The organism is Aquimarina algiphila (assembly GCF_947494415.1).
Classification (GTDB): domain Bacteria; phylum Bacteroidota; class Bacteroidia; order Flavobacteriales; family Flavobacteriaceae; genus Aquimarina; species Aquimarina algiphila.
In genome coordinates, this window is the sequence record NZ_CANLVC010000004.1 from 260,552 (window position 1) to 278,030 (window position 17,479).

General features: G+C 33.2%; 17 protein-coding genes and 1 riboswitch. Of the genes, 15 read left to right on the plus strand and 2 right to left on the minus strand.

Annotation, left to right across the window (positions count from 1 at the left end):
• Nucleotides 1-33 precede the first annotated feature (33 nt).
• From PQF96_RS07775 to PQF96_RS07805, 7 genes are all read left to right on the plus strand, one after another.
• Nucleotides 34-294 carry a hypothetical protein gene (locus PQF96_RS07775; RefSeq protein ID WP_271765663.1) on the plus strand — a complete coding sequence of 87 codons (261 nt, stop codon included), beginning with the start codon at nucleotides 34-36 and terminating at the stop codon, nucleotides 292-294.
• A complete protein-coding gene (gene pnuC / locus PQF96_RS07780; protein WP_271765664.1) occupies nucleotides 278-910 on the plus strand; it encodes a nicotinamide riboside transporter PnuC in 633 nt (210 codons plus the stop codon). The genes PQF96_RS07775 and pnuC overlap by 17 nt, the downstream gene beginning before the upstream one ends.
• The gene (locus PQF96_RS07785; protein WP_271765665.1) at nucleotides 871-1,452 is read left to right on the plus strand and encodes an ATP-binding protein; all 582 of its coding nucleotides are present in this window, start codon (nucleotides 871-873) and stop codon (nucleotides 1,450-1,452) included. Before pnuC ends, PQF96_RS07785 begins: the two co-directional genes overlap by 40 nt.
• Entirely contained in the window at nucleotides 1,436-3,001 is a 1,566-nt protein-coding gene (locus PQF96_RS07790) for a DUF4301 family protein (protein ID WP_109434418.1), read from the plus strand. The genes PQF96_RS07785 and PQF96_RS07790 overlap by 17 nt, the downstream gene beginning before the upstream one ends.
• Complete coding sequence (gene arfB / locus PQF96_RS07795; protein ID WP_271765666.1) at nucleotides 2,998-3,399, plus strand: alternative ribosome rescue aminoacyl-tRNA hydrolase ArfB; 402 nt, start codon at nucleotides 2,998-3,000, stop codon at nucleotides 3,397-3,399. Before PQF96_RS07790 ends, arfB begins: the two co-directional genes overlap by 4 nt.
• A gap of 200 nt (nucleotides 3,400-3,599) precedes the next feature.
• Nucleotides 3,600-3,935 carry a hypothetical protein gene (locus PQF96_RS07800; protein WP_143915821.1) on the plus strand — a complete coding sequence of 112 codons (336 nt, stop codon included), beginning with the start codon at nucleotides 3,600-3,602 and terminating at the stop codon, nucleotides 3,933-3,935.
• A gap of 170 nt (nucleotides 3,936-4,105) precedes the next feature.
• The gene (locus tag PQF96_RS07805) at nucleotides 4,106-5,461 is read left to right on the plus strand and encodes a sigma-54-dependent transcriptional regulator (protein ID WP_271765667.1); all 1,356 of its coding nucleotides are present in this window, start codon (nucleotides 4,106-4,108) and stop codon (nucleotides 5,459-5,461) included.
• A gap of 12 nt (nucleotides 5,462-5,473) precedes the next feature.
• Here PQF96_RS07805 and PQF96_RS07810 read toward each other — a convergent pair whose 3' ends face one another.
• Nucleotides 5,474-7,903, minus strand: coding sequence for an ATP-binding protein (locus PQF96_RS07810; protein WP_109434414.1), 2,430 nt, complete (start codon nucleotides 7,901-7,903; stop codon nucleotides 5,474-5,476).
• A gap of 380 nt (nucleotides 7,904-8,283) precedes the next feature.
• On the opposite strand from PQF96_RS07810, the gene PQF96_RS07815 reads away from it, so the two are divergent.
• From PQF96_RS07815 to thiH, 8 genes are all read left to right on the plus strand, one after another.
• A complete protein-coding gene (locus PQF96_RS07815; RefSeq protein ID WP_271765668.1) occupies nucleotides 8,284-10,503 on the plus strand; it encodes a TonB-dependent receptor in 2,220 nt (739 codons plus the stop codon).
• A 53-nt stretch (nucleotides 10,504-10,556) separates the two neighbouring features.
• Nucleotides 10,557-10,655, plus strand: a riboswitch (TPP riboswitch).
• A gap of 67 nt (nucleotides 10,656-10,722) precedes the next feature.
• Nucleotides 10,723-10,926, plus strand: coding sequence for a sulfur carrier protein ThiS (gene thiS, locus PQF96_RS07820; protein WP_109434412.1), 204 nt, complete (start codon nucleotides 10,723-10,725; stop codon nucleotides 10,924-10,926).
• A gap of 69 nt (nucleotides 10,927-10,995) precedes the next feature.
• The gene (thiC, locus tag PQF96_RS07825) at nucleotides 10,996-12,855 is read left to right on the plus strand and encodes a phosphomethylpyrimidine synthase ThiC (protein ID WP_109434411.1); all 1,860 of its coding nucleotides are present in this window, start codon (nucleotides 10,996-10,998) and stop codon (nucleotides 12,853-12,855) included.
• Nucleotides 12,856-12,958: 103 nt separating this feature from the next.
• Entirely contained in the window at nucleotides 12,959-13,564 is a 606-nt protein-coding gene (locus PQF96_RS07830; RefSeq protein WP_271765669.1) for a thiamine phosphate synthase, read from the plus strand.
• 2 nt (nucleotides 13,565-13,566) lie between these two features.
• Nucleotides 13,567-14,343, plus strand: coding sequence for a hydroxymethylpyrimidine/phosphomethylpyrimidine kinase (locus PQF96_RS07835; RefSeq protein ID WP_271765670.1), 777 nt, complete (start codon nucleotides 13,567-13,569; stop codon nucleotides 14,341-14,343).
• An 11-nt stretch (nucleotides 14,344-14,354) separates the two neighbouring features.
• The gene (locus PQF96_RS07840) at nucleotides 14,355-14,981 is read left to right on the plus strand and encodes a thiamine phosphate synthase (RefSeq protein WP_271765671.1); all 627 of its coding nucleotides are present in this window, start codon (nucleotides 14,355-14,357) and stop codon (nucleotides 14,979-14,981) included.
• Nucleotides 14,981-15,751 carry a thiazole synthase gene (locus PQF96_RS07845; RefSeq protein ID WP_408629605.1) on the plus strand — a complete coding sequence of 257 codons (771 nt, stop codon included), beginning with the start codon at nucleotides 14,981-14,983 and terminating at the stop codon, nucleotides 15,749-15,751. The genes PQF96_RS07840 and PQF96_RS07845 overlap by 1 nt, the downstream gene beginning before the upstream one ends.
• Nucleotides 15,744-16,856: a 2-iminoacetate synthase ThiH gene (thiH, locus tag PQF96_RS07850; RefSeq protein ID WP_271765672.1), complete on the plus strand. Its 1,113-nt coding sequence runs from the start codon at nucleotides 15,744-15,746 to the stop codon at nucleotides 16,854-16,856. Before PQF96_RS07845 ends, thiH begins: the two co-directional genes overlap by 8 nt.
• 50 nt (nucleotides 16,857-16,906) lie before the next feature.
• On the opposite strand, the gene PQF96_RS07855 is transcribed toward thiH, so the two are convergent.
• Nucleotides 16,907-17,338, minus strand: a complete 432-nt coding sequence (locus PQF96_RS07855; protein ID WP_271765673.1) for a Rieske (2Fe-2S) protein — start codon at nucleotides 17,336-17,338, stop codon at nucleotides 16,907-16,909.
• Between the last annotated feature and the right edge of the window lie 141 nt (nucleotides 17,339-17,479).

Sequence of the window (17,479 nt, forward strand, 5' to 3'; positions counted from 1 at the left end):
GTGTTTCTAAAACCATAATCCCAGTTTTATAACATGCAAGTATCAATAGAGCTAACCCTTACCCCACTTCAGAACGATTTTGAAGAGCATATTATTCGTTTTATAAAACAGTTACGGGCGTCAGAATTTACAATCTTAGAAAACCCATTAAGTGCACAGATATATGGCGAGTACGATAAAGTCATGCCTTTTTTGACACAGGAGATTAAAAAAACATTTGGTGATATGGATCAGGTTTTGGTATTTATGAAAATGGTGAAAAGTAATAGAAGCGATTATGAACCCCATTTTTGATTTTTTCTTCGGACAGTACTCAGAATACTCCAATTTACACATCATTCTAGAGATTATTGCTGTGATTTTTGGTTTACTCAGTGTGAGTTTTGCGAGAGCTAATAATATTTGGGTGTATCCAACAGGTATAATAAGTACATCAATTTATGTGTACTTGCTTTTAAAATGGTCACTGCTTGGGGATATGATGATCAATGCCTATTATTTTATCATGAGTATTTATGGATGGTATATTTGGACCAGAAAAGTAGATCAAACCTATGTCACTCCCATTTCAAGAACAACTTCTAAGGAAAAGGCCATAGAAATATTGATTTTTGTAATCACCTTGTTCTTTGTCTATATCGTATATATTACTTTTGACAAATGGAATAATTGGACAGCATATATAGATACTTTAACAACAGCAATATTTTTTGTTGGAATGTGGTTAATGGCAAGAAGGAAAATTGAAAATTGGATTTTTTGGATTGTAGGAGATATTATATCAGTGCCATTGTATTTTTATAAAGGATTTACATTTACAAGTTTTCAATATCTACTATTTACTGTCATCGCAATTTTTGGATATCTAAAATGGAAGAAAAACTTAGACAACAGCCCAGTCATTGTATAAAAGTAGTACTGTTTGGTCCTGAATCTACTGGAAAAACAACTCTAGCCAAACAATTGGCAGAATATTATAATACCGAGTGGATTCCAGAATATGCTCGAGAATACCTTCAGGAAAAATGGGATAGGACCAAAGAAATCTGTACATATGATGACCTAATGTTAATTGCAGAAGGTCAAATGAAGCTGGAGAATGAAGCTGCAAAAAAAGCAAATAAAGTTTTGATTTGTGATACTGATCTATTAGAAACTAAAGTCTATTCTGAGTTGTACTTTAATGGTTTAGTTCATCCTGTTTTGGATAAAGTTTCATTAGAAAATGTTTATGATTTGTATCTTTTGACTTATATTGACGTTCCTTGGACCCCAGATGATCTAAGAGATAAACCCCACCAACGAGAAGAAATGTTTTTAAACTTTAAAGAATGTCTTGATAAGCATAATCTTCCATATATCGTCATAAAAGGAGATAAAAATTCTCGTTTTGAGAAAGCAGTAACAAATATTAGCCAATTAATAAAGAAGAAAAGTGAATATAACAGATAAAGATATTAAGTTAATCAAATCAAAGGGGTTAACAGTTGAAAAGGTACTTGCTCAAGTAGAAACTTTTAAGAACGAAATTCCTTTTGTGGCATTAAGAAGTGCGGCTACTTTGGATAATGGGATTCTTAAATTTTCAGAACACTACCAATCAGAGCTGACCAAGCTGTACGATTCTAGGTTATCTAATCTTGATACAATAAAATTTGTTCCTGCATCAGGAGCTGCTACGAGAATGTTTAAGGATTTGTTTCGATTTCTGGATAATTATGATTGGGAAAAAGAAAGCTTAAACTCATATACAAACCATGAGAAAGCAAATGCAATACGATTGTTTTTAATTGGGTTAGAAAAATTTCCTTTTTATACTCCCGTAATGGAAAAAGTGAAGAGTGTATACCCTAAATTCGAATCGTTATCAGAAGGGCGACAGTTGTATATATTTGTTGAAATGATGTTAAAAGAAAAAGGCTTAAATTATGGGAGTTTTCCTAAAGGTTTGTTGCCTTTTCATGACTATACAGATAGTATTGCAACTTCTTTTGAAGAACATTTATATGAGGCAGCTGGGTATAATACAAATGATAAAGGAGATTCAAAATTGCATTTTACGATTTCTAAAGAACATTTAGAAGCGTTTAAGGGCGAATTTGAGAGGATAAAGAAAAAAGTAGAAGAAAAAACAAATACTAATTTTAGTATAACGTACTCATTTCAGAAATCAGAAACCGATACCGTAGCAGTAACAGAGGACAATGAACCTTTTAGAACAGAAAATGGAACATTATTGTTTAGGCCAGGAGGACATGGGGCATTAATAGAAAATCTTAATGATCTAGACGGTGATATAATTTATATTAAAAATATAGATAATGTAGTGGTGAGAAAATACCAGGATGAGGTTTCGGGATATAAAAAAGTATTGGCTGGTAAATTAATTGAAATACAGGATGAAGTATTTCGAATATTAAATGCGATTGATCAAAAAAAGCCATCAGAGGCAGAATTAAAAGATATTAAAAAGTTTCTAGTACAACAGCTCAATGTTAGACTGCCTCTTGATTTTGATAAATTTTCTGATAAATACAAACTTCAGTTTTTACGAGAATCTTTAAATCGTCCTATTCGTGTTTGTGGTATGGTAATTAACGAAGGAGAACCTGGAGGAGGGCCGTTTTGGATTAAACAAGAAAATGGAAGATTAGTATTGCAGATTATTGAAGCACCCCAGATTGATATTGCAGATCGTAGACAAGAAGATATTCTACATAGTGCTACCCATTTTAACCCGGTAGATTTAGTCTGCGGTGTAAGAGATTATCATGGAGAGAAATTTAATCTACTTGATTTTGTAGATCCTGATTCTGGATTTATTACACAAAAAACAATGAATGGTAAAATACTTAAAGCACTAGAGCTTCCGGGATTGTGGAATGGGGCAATGGCAAAATGGATTAGTGTTTTTGTAGAAGTTCCTCTTACTACATTTAACCCAGTGAAAACAGTAAATGACTTATTAAAATCTGCACATCAGGTAACTCTTTTCTCGTGAATACTTCAGTAATAATTAATGAATTAAAATTTAAAGCAGTTAGAAGTTCTGGAGCAGGAGGTCAACATGTAAATAAAGTGTCTTCAAAAATAGAACTCAGTTTTGATGTTATGGCTTCTATGGGATTAACCGATGAAGAAAAACTAGTGTTAACTCAGAAATTGGATTCGCGACTCACCAAATCAGGGATTCTATTATTACAGTGCGGTGAGAGTAGAAGTCAACATCGAAATAAAGAACTGGTTATTAAACGGTTTTTGGATATGCTAAAAGCGGGTCTTCATATTCCTAAAAAAAGAAAACCAACTAAGCCTTCTAGAGCGGCGATCAGAAAACGTTTGGATAATAAGCAAAAGCAAGCTTTAAAAAAAGCAAATCGTAGAAAACCACCTTTGTAAATTTATTCCTATATCAAAAAACGTGTAGTATTTCTACACTTTTATGTGGATTCCACGTTTTTTAGTCACTTATTCTTTATCATGGCAAAAACTTAAACAGTTGGTATATAGTTGTTTAACGTATTTTTGGATTGGTTTCTGTTTTTGGAACAATTATTACTATTTACTATAGTGTAGAAATAATTTTACCAATTAACCCAATGAAAAAGTTACCAATGATAGTAGCAATTGTAGTAAGTATCTTTTCGGCACAGGGTGTTTTAGGACAGGATGAATTAGCCGTTCTTACTGATGATGGTTTTGAGTATATGGATTATGAATATGAGCAGCAAGAATATACAGAAATAAATATTGTTGAATTGCCATTATCAATTCAGGAATCAGCCGCTAAAGATTATGAAGAACTTAGGATTGTAAAAGCTTATATGTCAAAAGATAATACGTATAAAATCATTTTGCAAGACAAGGAGAATAACACAAAAGTTGTATTTGCAAGCGCTAATGGCGAATGGATAAAGCCAAACAATAAATCTTAAATCTAGGGGTAGAAAAGGATATCGTTTTGCAACCAAGGACGATATAAAGTTGTTTAGTGCTAAAAAAGAGACTCAATCCCAAGGGTCTCTTTTTTTATGTTTTTGTTCCAACTAAGTGTTTTAAATTGTAATTTTATACAATAGCTTTTTCAGATTATAAATTATTAAATATGCCTAAGATACTTATTGTAGAAGATGATGTGGCCTTTTGTACAATGCTTAAGACCTTTTTGAAAAAAAAGGAATATGATGTTGCTACTGCGTTTTCGGGAAATGAAGCTATTCCAAAGATCAAAAAAGAGATTTTTGATGTTGTATTGGCAGATGTAAGATTACCTGATAGTGATGGGATTACTTTATTAGATGAAATTTTAAAACATAATTCGAGTACTCAGGTAATTATCATGACAGGGTATGCAGAAATCAATATGGCAGTAAATGCAATAAAACAAGGTGCTTTTGATTATGTTTCTAAACCGTTTAACCCAGATACTATATTACATACTATAGAAAAAGCACTTCATGGAAATGGTGTTAATCTTAGAGTTAAGGAAAAAGAAACGAATACAATAATATCCAAAACTTCAAAAACTACAGGTTCCTCTTTTGTAAGAGGGGTAAGTGATGCTTCTAAAAAACTAAATGAATATGTTGCTTTGGTAGCTCCTACTCGTATGTCTGTTTTGGTAATAGGTGATAGTGGTACAGGTAAAGAATATGTGGCCAGTAGTATTCATAAAGCAAGTAAGCGAGCAGAAAAACCTTTTGTTGCTGTTGATTGCGGAGCTATTCCTAAAGAAATTGCTTCTAGCGAGTTTTTTGGCCATATAAAAGGATCATTTACGGGTGCTGTAAATGATAAAGTAGGACATTTTGAAGCAGCAAACGGAGGAACGTTATTTCTGGATGAAATTGGTAATTTAAGTTATGAGTTGCAAGTTCAGTTACTTAGGGCTCTTCAGGAACGAAAAATAAAACCAGTAGGTAGTAACAAAGAAATTGAAGTAGATATCAGAGTAATTGTGGCGACTAATGAAGATTTAAGTCATGCTGTAAAAGAAGGAGAGTTTAGAGAAGATTTATATCATAGGCTTAATGAGTTTTCTATCAAAGTGCCACCGCTAAGAGATAGAATTGAAGATTTAATGCTTTTTGCAAATCATTTTCTAGAAGAATCAAATATAGAACTCGAAAAACATGTCGTAGGATTTGCTGATGAAGTGCTAGAAGCTTTTAAAAAATATAATTGGCCTGGTAATCTTAGAGAGTTAAAAAATATGGTGAAACGTTCTGTACTATTATCTCAAAGCGATATGATCACCTTAGATGTTTTACCAAACGATATAGCTTATGCTTCTCATAACGCAAAACAGACCTATGGGCTATTCAAAAATCAAAATGAACAAGAACTTATCCTGGATGCTTTGGAAAAGGCTAATGGAAATAAAGCTAAAGCAGCAAGAATGCTTTCAATAGATCGTAAAACTTTATACAATAAATTAAAGCAATACGATATCAGCCTTTAAACATGCTTTTCTTTAGTTCTCTACTTTAAGTTTATCTATTAGAATTTCAATTTTTTCAATACCATCTTTTGTTAATTCTAATATCGAAGTTTTGTTAAGATTGTATTGATCTGGGTGTTCTAATTTTTCTAATACGGGTACTACTTCTTTTGCTTTTATTTGTTTGAACATTGGAAGCATTTTATGAGCAATTTTTGAAATATGATGAATGTCTTTTTTCTTCATTACCATTTTTAATTCTTTAACATTATCAATAGTACTTTCATAAAATGTATCTAAAATGGCGTAGAGTGAATCAGAATCGCCTTGGGCAAAGAGCATGAGGTCACTAAGAGAGTATTCTTCTTCAGAATAACCATTTATAATTGTATTCTGATAGCTTCCAAAATCAACACGAAGCACTTCGCTAATAAGATCAATGAGCTCTGTTGGGGCATATGGTTTACGTAAACTCCCAGAAAATCCAGCTTCCTGATATTCTAAAAAAGAGGTATCTGTTCTTCCGGATAATGCAATCACGGGTAAATTAGTGTGGTTTGGGTTGTTTCTTATAGTTTGTAATAACTCAAAACCATCCATCTTAGGCATCTGAATGTCGGTGAGAACAAGATCATAGGAATTGATTTGTAGTAAAGAGTTTGCCTCTATACCGTTTTTACAGATATCATAAGTTAATCCAGCTAGTGAGGCTACTTCACTTGTTAAGGCCAATTGACTAGGGTCGTCGTCTACAATAAGAACTTTTTTGTTGGTAAAATTTTGTATTTCTGCGATTTCTGGTTCTTCCTCGGGGATTAATAAACCAGAAGTTTTAATCGGAATTGTAAAGATAAATTCACTTCCTTTATTAGGTTCACTATCTAGCTCGATTTTACCTTTAAGAAGTTTTATGATCTTTTTTGTGATAGCTAATCCGAGTCCGAAACCTCCATATCTTTTTTCGGTTGTATCATCACCCTGAGAAAACTCTTCGAATATATGTTGTTGTTGTTCTTTTGTTATTCCTATTCCCGTGTCTTTAACAGAGATAATTAATTGTTTTTCGGATAAACCATTTTCAATGATTTTACTATCAATAGTGATCGAGCCTTGATCAGTAAACTTATAGGCGTTATTGATAAGGTTTGTTAATATCTGTTTAATTCTAAAAGGATCTCCTAAATGTTGTTTTTTTAATTGATCATCAGTGATAATTCTGATATCAAGATTTTTTTTATCATTTATCGGAAGTACACTCGAAATCGTATTTTCAATTAATTTTTTAGGAGAAAAAGGTAGTTCCTCGATTACCATTCTGCCGGCTTCTAGTTTTGATAAATCCAGAAGATCATTTACCAGATGAAGGATATAGTCTGAAGACTTTTTAAGATGATCCAAATAATGCTTTTGCTTATTGTCAAGCCCGGTTCTTTCTAATAAATCAGAATAACCTATTACAGTATTTAATGGAGAACGAAGATCATGAGTAACCGTATTGATTAAGGATTCTCGGGTTTTAAGCAATGATTCTGTATATGTTTTTTCAGCTTCCAGCTCATTACGATATTTCTGACTTTTAGAAATATCTTTAGTAATTAGAAAGAGAAATATTATTGCAATCAATAAACTTATGGCAGCAATAATTAAAATTATATTAGAGGTTTTATTCAGTAATTTAGCAGATGCTCTTATAAGATCATCATATTGTTTTCTTTCATTACGTTCTATAGCGGCAAGAACATCCCTTAATTGTTTGGTTATGATTTGATCTTTTTTGAGTAAGTTGTTTTCTTTTACAGATATTTTCTGCTTGTCTTTTTTTTCTTTTTTTTCTAATTCTGCAAGAACCTGTTTTACAGATGTGGCTAAAGAATCAACAGTTTGATTGGTTAGAAGTTTAGCGTTGTCTTTTTTTGTATATTCTAAAATATCAATTAATGCTCTTCGGGTTCTCGGGTCATATTGCTTAAATCGTATGTCGTAATCAGTATACCCGCTACCAAAACTTTTATTTATCTTCTCTAATTCATTAATAGCTGTTTCGTATACGCCTTTTTTCTTTCGCTGTTCATAGATCTTGATGAGCTCTTCCAGGTTTTTGTTTTTACTATCAATAAGATATTTTATACTATCTATTTTTCGAGTCTGTAGTGTATCAGATGATATTTGTGAAACTTTATTGATGGTGTAAAGTATAGTGTCTATTTTGTTTTTATACGTTTCAAACTTCTTGGTATCTGAGGTTTGGATTATATTTCTGGTTAAGCTTTCTGCTTCATATAGTCCGGTTATAGTTTCGCCTACAAGGAAGAGTTTTTCATTATTGTCATTTTTGATTTTAGTGATTTCGGTATAGTTATTTAATTGTTGATAAATAACCCAAAAAGCAGTTACTGCCAGTACACCAGCAAGAAGGTAGCCTGCAATAATTTTAAAGGTAACTGATCTCTTTGTATTCTTCATATTCTTTTATAACTTCAAAAATGCTCGGGCATTGTTTTACATCAAATAAATTTACGATAAATCAATAAAACACAGTACTTTTGCCGAGAAATCTCAAAAGGGGTGCTTTTTTGGTTTTGAATACAGAATGTTAAGTACACAAGTGTTCATAATTTCAAAAAGGCTGAGATCATACCCAATGAACCTGGGCAGGTAATGCTGCTAAGGGACGATGGAGCAAAAAGGTGCAGTGTATATCTTTTTGTGACGATTAAGAAGGCAAGGTAAGGAAAGTATGATTTTGGTCAAACCTGCTTCAATGATTCGTCAAACATGTTACTTTATCAAATTAATTTTAAAACAGAATAATAACCCCTTTTATTCGTAACCAGTTTTTACGAATGAAAAATGTATTATTTTATCTCGTCATTTTAATTTTGAGTATTCCATTAAATGCTCAGGAAAAACAAACAGATTCTATTAGTTCTGAGGTTGAAAAGCTAGATGAAGTTTTAGTAAAATCGGTACGTGTAGATGCAGATTCGCCGATTACACATTCTAATATGTCTAAAGAAGAATTAGCAACTCGTAATCTAGGGCAGGATATTCCTATTTTATTAAACTATCTACCAGGGGTTGTTACCACTACTGATGCTGGAACCGGAGTTGGATATACTTATATTAGAGTGAGAGGAAGTGACGCCTCCAGGGTTAATGTAACATTAAATGGAATACCATTTAACGACGCAGAAAGCCAGGGAACTTTCTGGGTAAATCTACCAGATTTTGCATCTTCAATAGAGAATTTACAATTACAAAGAGGAGTAGGAACTTCTACAAATGGTTCGGGAGCTTTTGGAGCTAGTTTAAATTTACTTACCGATGCTGTTTCTGAAGAAGCAAGTGCTGAAATCTCAAACTCTTTTGGATCTTTTGGTACCAGAAGACACAATGTAAAATTTAGTACAGGTTTACTTAATGAGCACATAGAAATTGCAGGTCGTTTATCTGCCATTGCTTCAGATGGTTATGTTGATCGTGCTTCTTCTGATCTCAAATCTTATTTTTTACAAGGGTCATATGTAGATGATGGTACCTTAATTAAAGCAGTTGCATTTGGAGGACATGAGATCACATATCAGTCATGGAACGGAATTGACCAGGCAACTCTTGACAACAATAGGAGATTTAATCCAATTGGTTTTCAATATGATGGAGAAGGAAACCTTCAGGGGTTTTATGAAAATGAAGAAGATAATTATAAACAAGATCATTATCAGTTACACTGGAATCAAAAATATAATAATAATTGGTCAACAAACCTTGGATTGAATTATACTTATGGCCGAGGTTTTTTCGAACAATATGTGGATGAATGGTATTATGCTAATGTTTTATTTTCAGATCAGGCTACTTTAGAATTTTTAGGAGTTGATCCGGTAACGGTAAATGGTCAGGAAATTACAGCTACAGATTATATACGTAGAAGATGGTTAGATAATGATTTTTATGTTATCAATGCCTCTGCAAACTATAAGAATAATTCATTTGATATTGATTTTGGAGTATTTTATAGTCATTATGATGGTGATCATTTTGGTGAAATCATTTGGTCAGAAAATCCTATAGGATTCAATGCGGGGGATAATTATTATTTTGGTAATGGTAAGAAAGATGAGTTTACCATTTTTGGAAAAACTACATATAGAGTTAATGATAAGTGGAGTGCATTTTTAGATCTGCAAGGACGTTTTGTAGGATATGAAACTTCTGGGTTAACATCAGATCGAGTTCCACTAGAAGTAGATAAGCGTTATGACTTCTTTAATCCAAAATTGGGAGCAACTTTTCAACTTAATACAGCTAACCAATTATATGCTTCATACGCTCGAGCCAATAGAGAGCCAAGAAGAAGTGATTTTGAGAATGGAGTTAATACAGCAGAAAGACTTAATGATATCGAATTGGGTTGGAGGCTTAAGGCTAATAAAACAACTGTGAATACCAATATATATTATATGTGGTACAAAGATCAATTGGTGTTAACCGGCGCATTGGATGATGTGGGGGCTCCAATACGTACTACCAGTGGAGAGAGTTATCGTCTGGGGATAGAAATTGATGCGAATATTATAATCTCTGATAAGTTTACAATAAAACCTAATGTGGCGTTAAGCACTAATAAGAATAAAGATTTTATAACATCCAGAGATGGAAGTTTGGTTAATCTGGGAGATACAAATATCTCATATTCACCAGATATCGTAGCAGGAAATATGTTTATTTATCAACCTATAGAAAACCTTCAGCTAGGGTTTCTTTCTAAATTTGTTGGAGAACAGTACATGGGAAATATTGATAGCGAAACTTCTAAGTTAGATAGCTTCTTCATAAATGATCTTAATATCGTGTATGAAATTAAAAGTATACCAGTTTTTAAATCTATTGTACTAACAGGATTGGTTAACAATATTTTTGATTCAGAATATGTGTCTAATGGATACTTTTTTACATTTGATGATGATTTTTCTAACCCAGGAACAATTACAACTGTCGAAGGAGCAGGCTATTATCCACAAGCAGGAATCAATTTCTTACTTGGTGCTACATTAAAATTTTAATAAAAACTCAGGTCTAAAAGCAATTTTAAACTTGAGTTTTATTACTTTTATAACCTAAACTTTAGGGGTGTCTTCGTTATGACGAATTCTGAGAAAAACCCTTTGAACCTGATGCGGTTAGTACCGACGAAGGGAAAAGTTAATATCACAGGGTATATCATGTGATTTTTCTTGTCAAATAGGTAGTCTTACCTAAAGTTTATGGATTTAATCTAAAAAATGATGACCGTAAACGTTAACAATCAAAATCAGTCCATTTCAGAAAATAGTTCTATTTCAGCATTGTTAGAACAATTAGATATTGTTGCTAAAGGAATTGCTATTGCTATCAACAATGAAATTATTTCAAAAGAGAAATGGAATGAAATACAAGTACAAAAAGAAGATCAGGTAACTATTATCAAGGCTACACAAGGGGGATAGAAATTCTTTTAGAAAACTAATGATTTATCCTACTCGAAGCTATTAATTATTCATGCAAAATATTATAAAATGAAGAAAAAAGATACTGCACCACAAGAAAAAGTAATTTCTACAACACCATTTCCAAATTCTAAAAAGATATATGTATCAGGAAATATCCACCCACAAATCAATGTGGCTATGCGAGAGATTTCTTTGGATGATACTACAGATAGCTTTACGGGTAAAAAAACACCTAATCCTGCAGTAACGGTGTATGATACCAGTGGTCCTTATACCGATCCTTCAAAAGAGATTAATGTGCATGATGGTATAGAACCCATACGAGAACAATGGGTTTTGGATAGAGGTGACGTCGAGGAGTTGAGTGGTTTTTCTTCAGAGTATTGTAACCAAAGGCTTAATGATTCTAGTTTAGATCACTTAAGATTTAATCATTTACGTAAACCAAAGAGAGCAAAACAAGGAAAGAATGTTTCACAGATGTATTATGCAAAGCAAGGCATTATAACTCCAGAAATGGAATATGTTGCAATTCGTGAAAATCAAAAAATACAAGAAGTTAAGCGTCTCTCCAAACAACATCCAGGACAAGATTTTGGAGCTAGTATTCCAGAAGTAATAACTGCAGAATTTGTAAGAGAAGAGGTGGCAAGAGGTAGAGCTGTAATACCATCTAATATAAATCACCCAGAAAGTGAACCTATGATTTTAGGGAGAAACTTTTTGGTTAAAATAAATGCTAATATCGGTAACTCTGCGACTACTTCTAGTATTGAAGAAGAAGTAGAAAAAGCAGTTTGGGCATGTAGATGGGGAGCAGATAATATTATGGATCTTTCTACGGGTAAAAATATTCATGAAACTCGCGAATGGATTATTCGTAATTCTCCTGTTCCAATTGGGACTGTTCCTATTTACCAGGCATTAGAAAAAGTAAATGGTAAAGCCGAAGATCTTACCTGGGAAATTTTTAAAGATACATTGATTGAGCAGGCAGAGCAGGGTGTAGATTATTTTACGATTCATGCAGGAGTACGTCTTGCTTATGTACCGATGACTGCAAAGCGCATTACCGGGATTGTTTCTCGTGGAGGATCAATAATGGCCAAATGGTGTTTGGCACATCATAAAGAAAGTTTCTTATACACACATTTCGAAGAAATCTGCGAAATCATGAAAGCTTATGACGTTGCTTTCTCTCTTGGAGATGGATTACGACCAGGTTGTATCGCAGATGCTAATGATGAAGCACAGTTTGCAGAATTAGAAACGCTTGGTGAATTAACCAAAATAGCATGGAAACATGATGTGCAAACCTTTATAGAAGGACCTGGTCATGTGCCAATGCATATGATTAAAGCGAATATGGATAAGCAGCTGGAAGCTTGTGGAGAAGCTCCTTTTTATACATTAGGACCATTAACTACAGATATTGCTCCAGGTTATGATCATATTACCTCGGGAATCGGAGCTGCAATGATTGGGTGGTATGGTACTGCTATGTTATGCTATGTAACACCAAAAGAGCACCTTGGATTACCAAACAAAGAAGATGTACGAGTTGGAGTAATTACATATAAATTGGCAGCACATGCTGCAGATTTGGCCAAAGGACATCCGGGAGCACAACATAGGGATGATGCATTAAGTAAAGCCCGTTTTGAATTCCGTTGGGAAGATCAGTTTAACTTAGCCTTGGACCCAGAAAGAGCAAGAGAATATCACGATGAAACTTTACCAGCAGAAGGTGCAAAAATAGCTCATTTCTGTAGTATGTGTGGTCCAAAATTCTGTTCTATGAAGATATCTCAGGAAGTAAGAGAATATGCTGCCAAGAAGGAAATAGATGACCAAAAAGCACTAGAAGCAGGAATGCAAGAAAAAGCAGAAGAATTTAAAGAAAAAGGAAGCGAAGTATACTTATAAATAGGTTGTAGGTTTGAGGGGTGTGGTTGTGAGATTGTCACACTGAGCTTGTCGAAGTGTATCCTATCTCGCCTCTCAAACTTCCTTCTTTAAGTTTGAAATTATGATAATAGTACTAACCTCAGAGCGAGAATTAGAAAATGAAGCCGAATCCATTAATTTATTATTTCAGAATGGTCTGGAAGTGCTCCATTATAGAAAGCCAACCTTTGATATAGAAGGGTATAGAGCACTACTTCGTAAAATTGATTCCAAGTATTATAATCGTATTATGATACATCAGTTTCATGAGCTATGTGAGGAGTTTAAACTAAGAGGGATTCATATTCAAGAACAACCGAGATTAGATTTAGATGAAAAATTGGAAGAATATGTCAATGGTTATACAGCAAATAACTTTAAAGTGAGTAGTTCTTTTCATGCTAAAGATGATATCAAAAATTGCAGTATTGATTTCGAATATGTGCTATTGAGCCCTGTTTTTAGTTCAATTTCTAAAGAAGGTTATAAGGGAAAAGGATTTGATGTCACAGATCTGGATGAATTTGTTGTGGGCATGGGAGGTATTAATGACGAGACGTTGCAGGCAACATTTGATCTTGGATTCAAAGGAGTTGGTGTTTTAGGGGGTATTTGGAATACCGAAATACCATTGCATAGTTTTTTGAGAATAAAAGAAGCACATTCTAAAGTAATAAAGGATACCTAGATATGAAGAATAGACCATATATCCTTACTATTGCAGGTTTTGATCCATCTGGAGGAGCTGGACTTGTAGCAGACGTTAAAACTATTGAAGCGATAAAAGGATATGGTTTGGCTGTGTGTACTGCAAATACGATTCAGAATGATATTGAACTTAAAACGTGTTATTGGGTAGATGTTGAAATGATTAAACATCAAATTGAAATACTTTTTGATCGATTTACTATAGAATTTGTAAAGATTGGAATTGTTCAAAATTGGAATGTATTGAATGAGATCATTGATGTTCTGATAGAAAAAAATAAAAAGATCAAAATCATATTGGATCCAATATTAAAATCAAGTTCAGATTTTGATTTTCATAAATCAAACAATGATTCTAGTGATCTGGATGTAAAACAAAATAATTTTGAACAGATATTAGAAAAAATCTATCTGCTAACACCAAACTATCAGGAAATAGAAAAGTTATATACAGATAAAACTATTGAAGAAACAATAGTGCATATTAGTGATAAAACAAATCTATTGTTAAAAGGAGGTCATCGAAAAGAAAATGTAGGTAAAGATGAATTATATACCAGAAAAGGAAAACGTTTTACTCTTAACGCTAAAGAACAGAATGTATCAGAAAAACATGGAAGTGGTTGTGTTCTTTCTTCAGCAGTAACAACATATTTAGGATTAGGTTTTCCATTATTAAAAGCTTGTTTTAGAGCAAAAAGATATACAGAAAAAGTATTGAGTTCGAATGACACTTTGTTGGGATATCATAGAGTTTAGAAATTGAAATTATGAAAGAGGTTAATTTACAATATATATCCCAGGGAAAAACACCTCAAGAGCACCTTGAGAATATAGAAGAAGTTTGTGCTGCAGGATGTAAATGGGTGCAATTTCGCCTTAAGGATGAGGATATGGCTACGTATTTACATACTGCATTAAAAGCTAGAGATATATGTGATCAATATGGTTCTATTTTGATTATTAATGATAATGTAGGTGTTGCTAAAGCAGCTATGGCTGATGGAATTCATCTGGGTTTAAATGATATGAACCCTCGAGAAGCTAGAAAAATTCTTGGAGATAATTTTATTATTGGAGGAACAGCAAATACAGTAGCTGATTGTATGCAGCATATACAGGATGGAGTTGATTATATTGGTTTAGGCCCATTTAGATATACAACCACCAAAAAGAAATTAAGCCCTGTACTGGGATCTGAGGGATACAAGGCTATTTTAAAAGAAGTTAGTAAAAACTCTAAAATACCGATTGTAGCTATAGGAGGAATTGTCGAAAAAGATATATCAGATATTATAAAGACCGGGGTTTCTGGGATTGCCGTTTCAGGAATGTTAACAAATCAAGAGGATCTGGAAAAAAAGATTCAAAACATAAAAATACAAATTGCTAAATAATGGATGTATTAAGAATTGCCGATAAAGAATTTTCATCTAGATTATTTACAGGAACGGGAAAATTTAGCGCAGCCCAAGTAATGCGTAAAGCTTTGCTTGCCGCAGAAAGTGAACTGATTACTGTGGCATTAAAACGTGTAGATGTTAATGATAAAAATGATGATATATTAAACCATCTGGATCATCCTAGAATTAATCTATTGCCTAATACATCTGGAGTTAGAGATGCTAAGGAAGCGATTTTTGCTGCGCAATTGGCAAGGGAAGCTCTAGAAACTAATTGGATAAAATTAGAGATTCATCCAGATCCAAGATATCTATTACCAGACCCAATAGAAACTTTAAAAGCAGCTTCAGAATTGGTGAAACTTGGATTTGTAGTAATGCCATATATTCATGCAGATCCTGTATTGTGTAAACGATTAGAAGAAGTAGGAACACAGTGTGTTATGCCCTTGGGAGCCCCTATAGGTAGTAATAAAGGGTTGAAAACGCTAGAATTTTTAGAGATTATAATTGACCAAAGCAATGTTCCTGTGATTGTAGATGCAGGTATTGGAAGTCCATCTCATGCTGCATTGGCTATGGAAATAGGAGCAGATGCTGTATTGGTTAATACTGCTATTGCAGTATCTCAACAACCAATAACCATGGCAGAAGCATTTAAAATGGCTGTACAATCCGGACGTATGGCATATAATGCAAAATTGGCACCAGTTAGTCACAAGGCAGAAGCAAGTAGTCCGTTAACTAGTTTTTTAAATGAATAGTTTTAAAAATATATACAATCAATACGATTGGGATACATTACTATCTGGGATTTTGTCTAAAACAGAAGATGATGTAATTCATGCACTGGGAAAAGACAAAAGGGATCTCGAGGATTTTAAAGCGCTAATCTCTCCTGCCGCAAAGCCATATTTAGAACGTATGGCACAAATGAGTAAAGTAATTACTAAAAAAAGATTTGGAAATACTATTCAAATGTATGCGCCAATGTATTTAAGTAATGAATGTCAGAATATCTGTACATATTGCGGATTTAGTATGACCAATAAAATCCCTAGGAGAACATTGACAGATGAGGAAATCCTAAAAGAAGTGGATTTTTTAAAATCTAAAGGATATGATCATATTCTTTTGGTTACAGGAGAGGCTAATAGGACGGTTGGAGTTGATTACATTGATAATGCAATACAATTGATAAGATCAAAATTTGCAAATATTACAATAGAAATACAGCCATTAGATCAACCAGATTATGAACAGCTTATCGATAGTGGCCTATATGCGGTATTAGTATATCAGGAAACATATCATAGAGGAGAATATAAAAAACATCATCCAAAGGGAAAAAAATCTAATTTTGATTATCGATTAGAAACTCCCGATCGATTGGGACGTGCCGGGGTTCACAAAATAGGTCTGGGAGCACTTTTTGGATTAGAAGACTGGAGAGCAGACAGTTTTTTTACGGCATTACATCTTAACTATTTGCAGAAAGTGTATTGGAAAACAAAATATTCAATATCATTCCCAAGGTTAAGACCATTTAGTGGCGGAATAGAGCCTAAGGTAGAAATGACAGATGCAGATCTGGTTCAACTTATATGTGCTTTTCGATTATTAGATGAAGATGTAGAGTTGTCTATGTCGACTCGTGAAAGCGAAGTGTTTAGAGAAAATATTGTTAATTTGGGGATCACTTCAATAAGTGCAGAATCCAAAACTAATCCAGGAGGGTATGCGGTAGCACCACAATCTTTAGAACAGTTCGAGATTTCTGATGAGCGTTCAACAGAAGATGTTGTTAAAATGTTAAAAAGTAAAGGATTAGATGTGGTCTGGAAAGATTGGGCTCATAATTGGCGATAACATCTTTCTTAGAATCATAAAAACATGTTTTCAATGCGATTTAGGTGTATCTAATTGGTTATAAATAAGGTGTTTCCGTCTCTTCGTATATTGTATCGTCTTAGTCCAAATTGACCTTCTCCAGAAGTTTGCTGTCCTGTTACGATATTATAACTATTTCCATCATCACATTCACATGTAGAAGTAATTCCTTCAACGGTTTGAGTAGAACAGTCATTAGGAGAGTGATTAGGGTCACTAAGCTCAAAAGCACTATACTGTGAGTCATCAATATTATAAATTATAATCCCTTTTATACTCCCATTTTCAGTTCTGTCAATAAGATGATTCCCAGGGAATTTAAGAGGATTGAATTGAGGAAGATTAAGGTTAATCTGATAGTTGATACTAGATGGAGGTAAAAATTGATTGTTATCACTTCGATTATCACTGCTGCAAGATAGAATCAAAAAAATTTGTAATAAAAATATGCTGTTTTTCATGTATTTTTTCATTGTTTTAGAGGTCACATATACTCTTAAACGATTAAAATAATCATTCCTTTTCATAACACTATTAATGTATTGCCAAATTACGTAAATTTGTAGTCTTCAGTAAATTTTTTGTTATCTTTGAATAACAAA

Coding starts and splice junctions, on each gene's coding strand:
- PQF96_RS07775 (WP_271765663.1), top strand. CDS start 34: ATGCAAGTATCAATAGAGCTAACCCTTACCCCACTTCAGAACGATTTT.
- pnuC (WP_271765664.1), top strand. CDS start 278: ATGAACCCCATTTTTGATTTTTTCTTCGGACAGTACTCAGAATACTCC.
- PQF96_RS07785 (WP_271765665.1), top strand. CDS start 871: ATGGAAGAAAAACTTAGACAACAGCCCAGTCATTGTATAAAAGTAGTA.
- PQF96_RS07800 (WP_143915821.1), top strand. CDS start 3,600: ATGAAAAAGTTACCAATGATAGTAGCAATTGTAGTAAGTATCTTTTCG.
- PQF96_RS07805 (WP_271765667.1), top strand. CDS start 4,106: ATGCCTAAGATACTTATTGTAGAAGATGATGTGGCCTTTTGTACAATG.
- PQF96_RS07810 (WP_109434414.1), bottom strand. CDS start 7,903: ATGAAGAATACAAAGAGATCAGTTACCTTTAAAATTATTGCAGGCTAC.
- PQF96_RS07815 (WP_271765668.1), top strand. CDS start 8,284: ATGAAAAATGTATTATTTTATCTCGTCATTTTAATTTTGAGTATTCCA.
- thiS (WP_109434412.1), top strand. CDS start 10,723: ATGATGACCGTAAACGTTAACAATCAAAATCAGTCCATTTCAGAAAAT.
- thiC (WP_109434411.1), top strand. CDS start 10,996: ATGAAGAAAAAAGATACTGCACCACAAGAAAAAGTAATTTCTACAACA.
- PQF96_RS07830 (WP_271765669.1), top strand. CDS start 12,959: ATGATAATAGTACTAACCTCAGAGCGAGAATTAGAAAATGAAGCCGAA.
- PQF96_RS07835 (WP_271765670.1), top strand. CDS start 13,567: ATGAAGAATAGACCATATATCCTTACTATTGCAGGTTTTGATCCATCT.
- PQF96_RS07840 (WP_271765671.1), top strand. CDS start 14,355: ATGAAAGAGGTTAATTTACAATATATATCCCAGGGAAAAACACCTCAA.
- PQF96_RS07845 (WP_408629605.1), top strand. CDS start 14,981: ATGGATGTATTAAGAATTGCCGATAAAGAATTTTCATCTAGATTATTT.
- thiH (WP_271765672.1), top strand. CDS start 15,744: ATGAATAGTTTTAAAAATATATACAATCAATACGATTGGGATACATTA.
- PQF96_RS07855 (WP_271765673.1), bottom strand. CDS start 17,338: ATGAAAAACAGCATATTTTTATTACAAATTTTTTTGATTCTATCTTGC.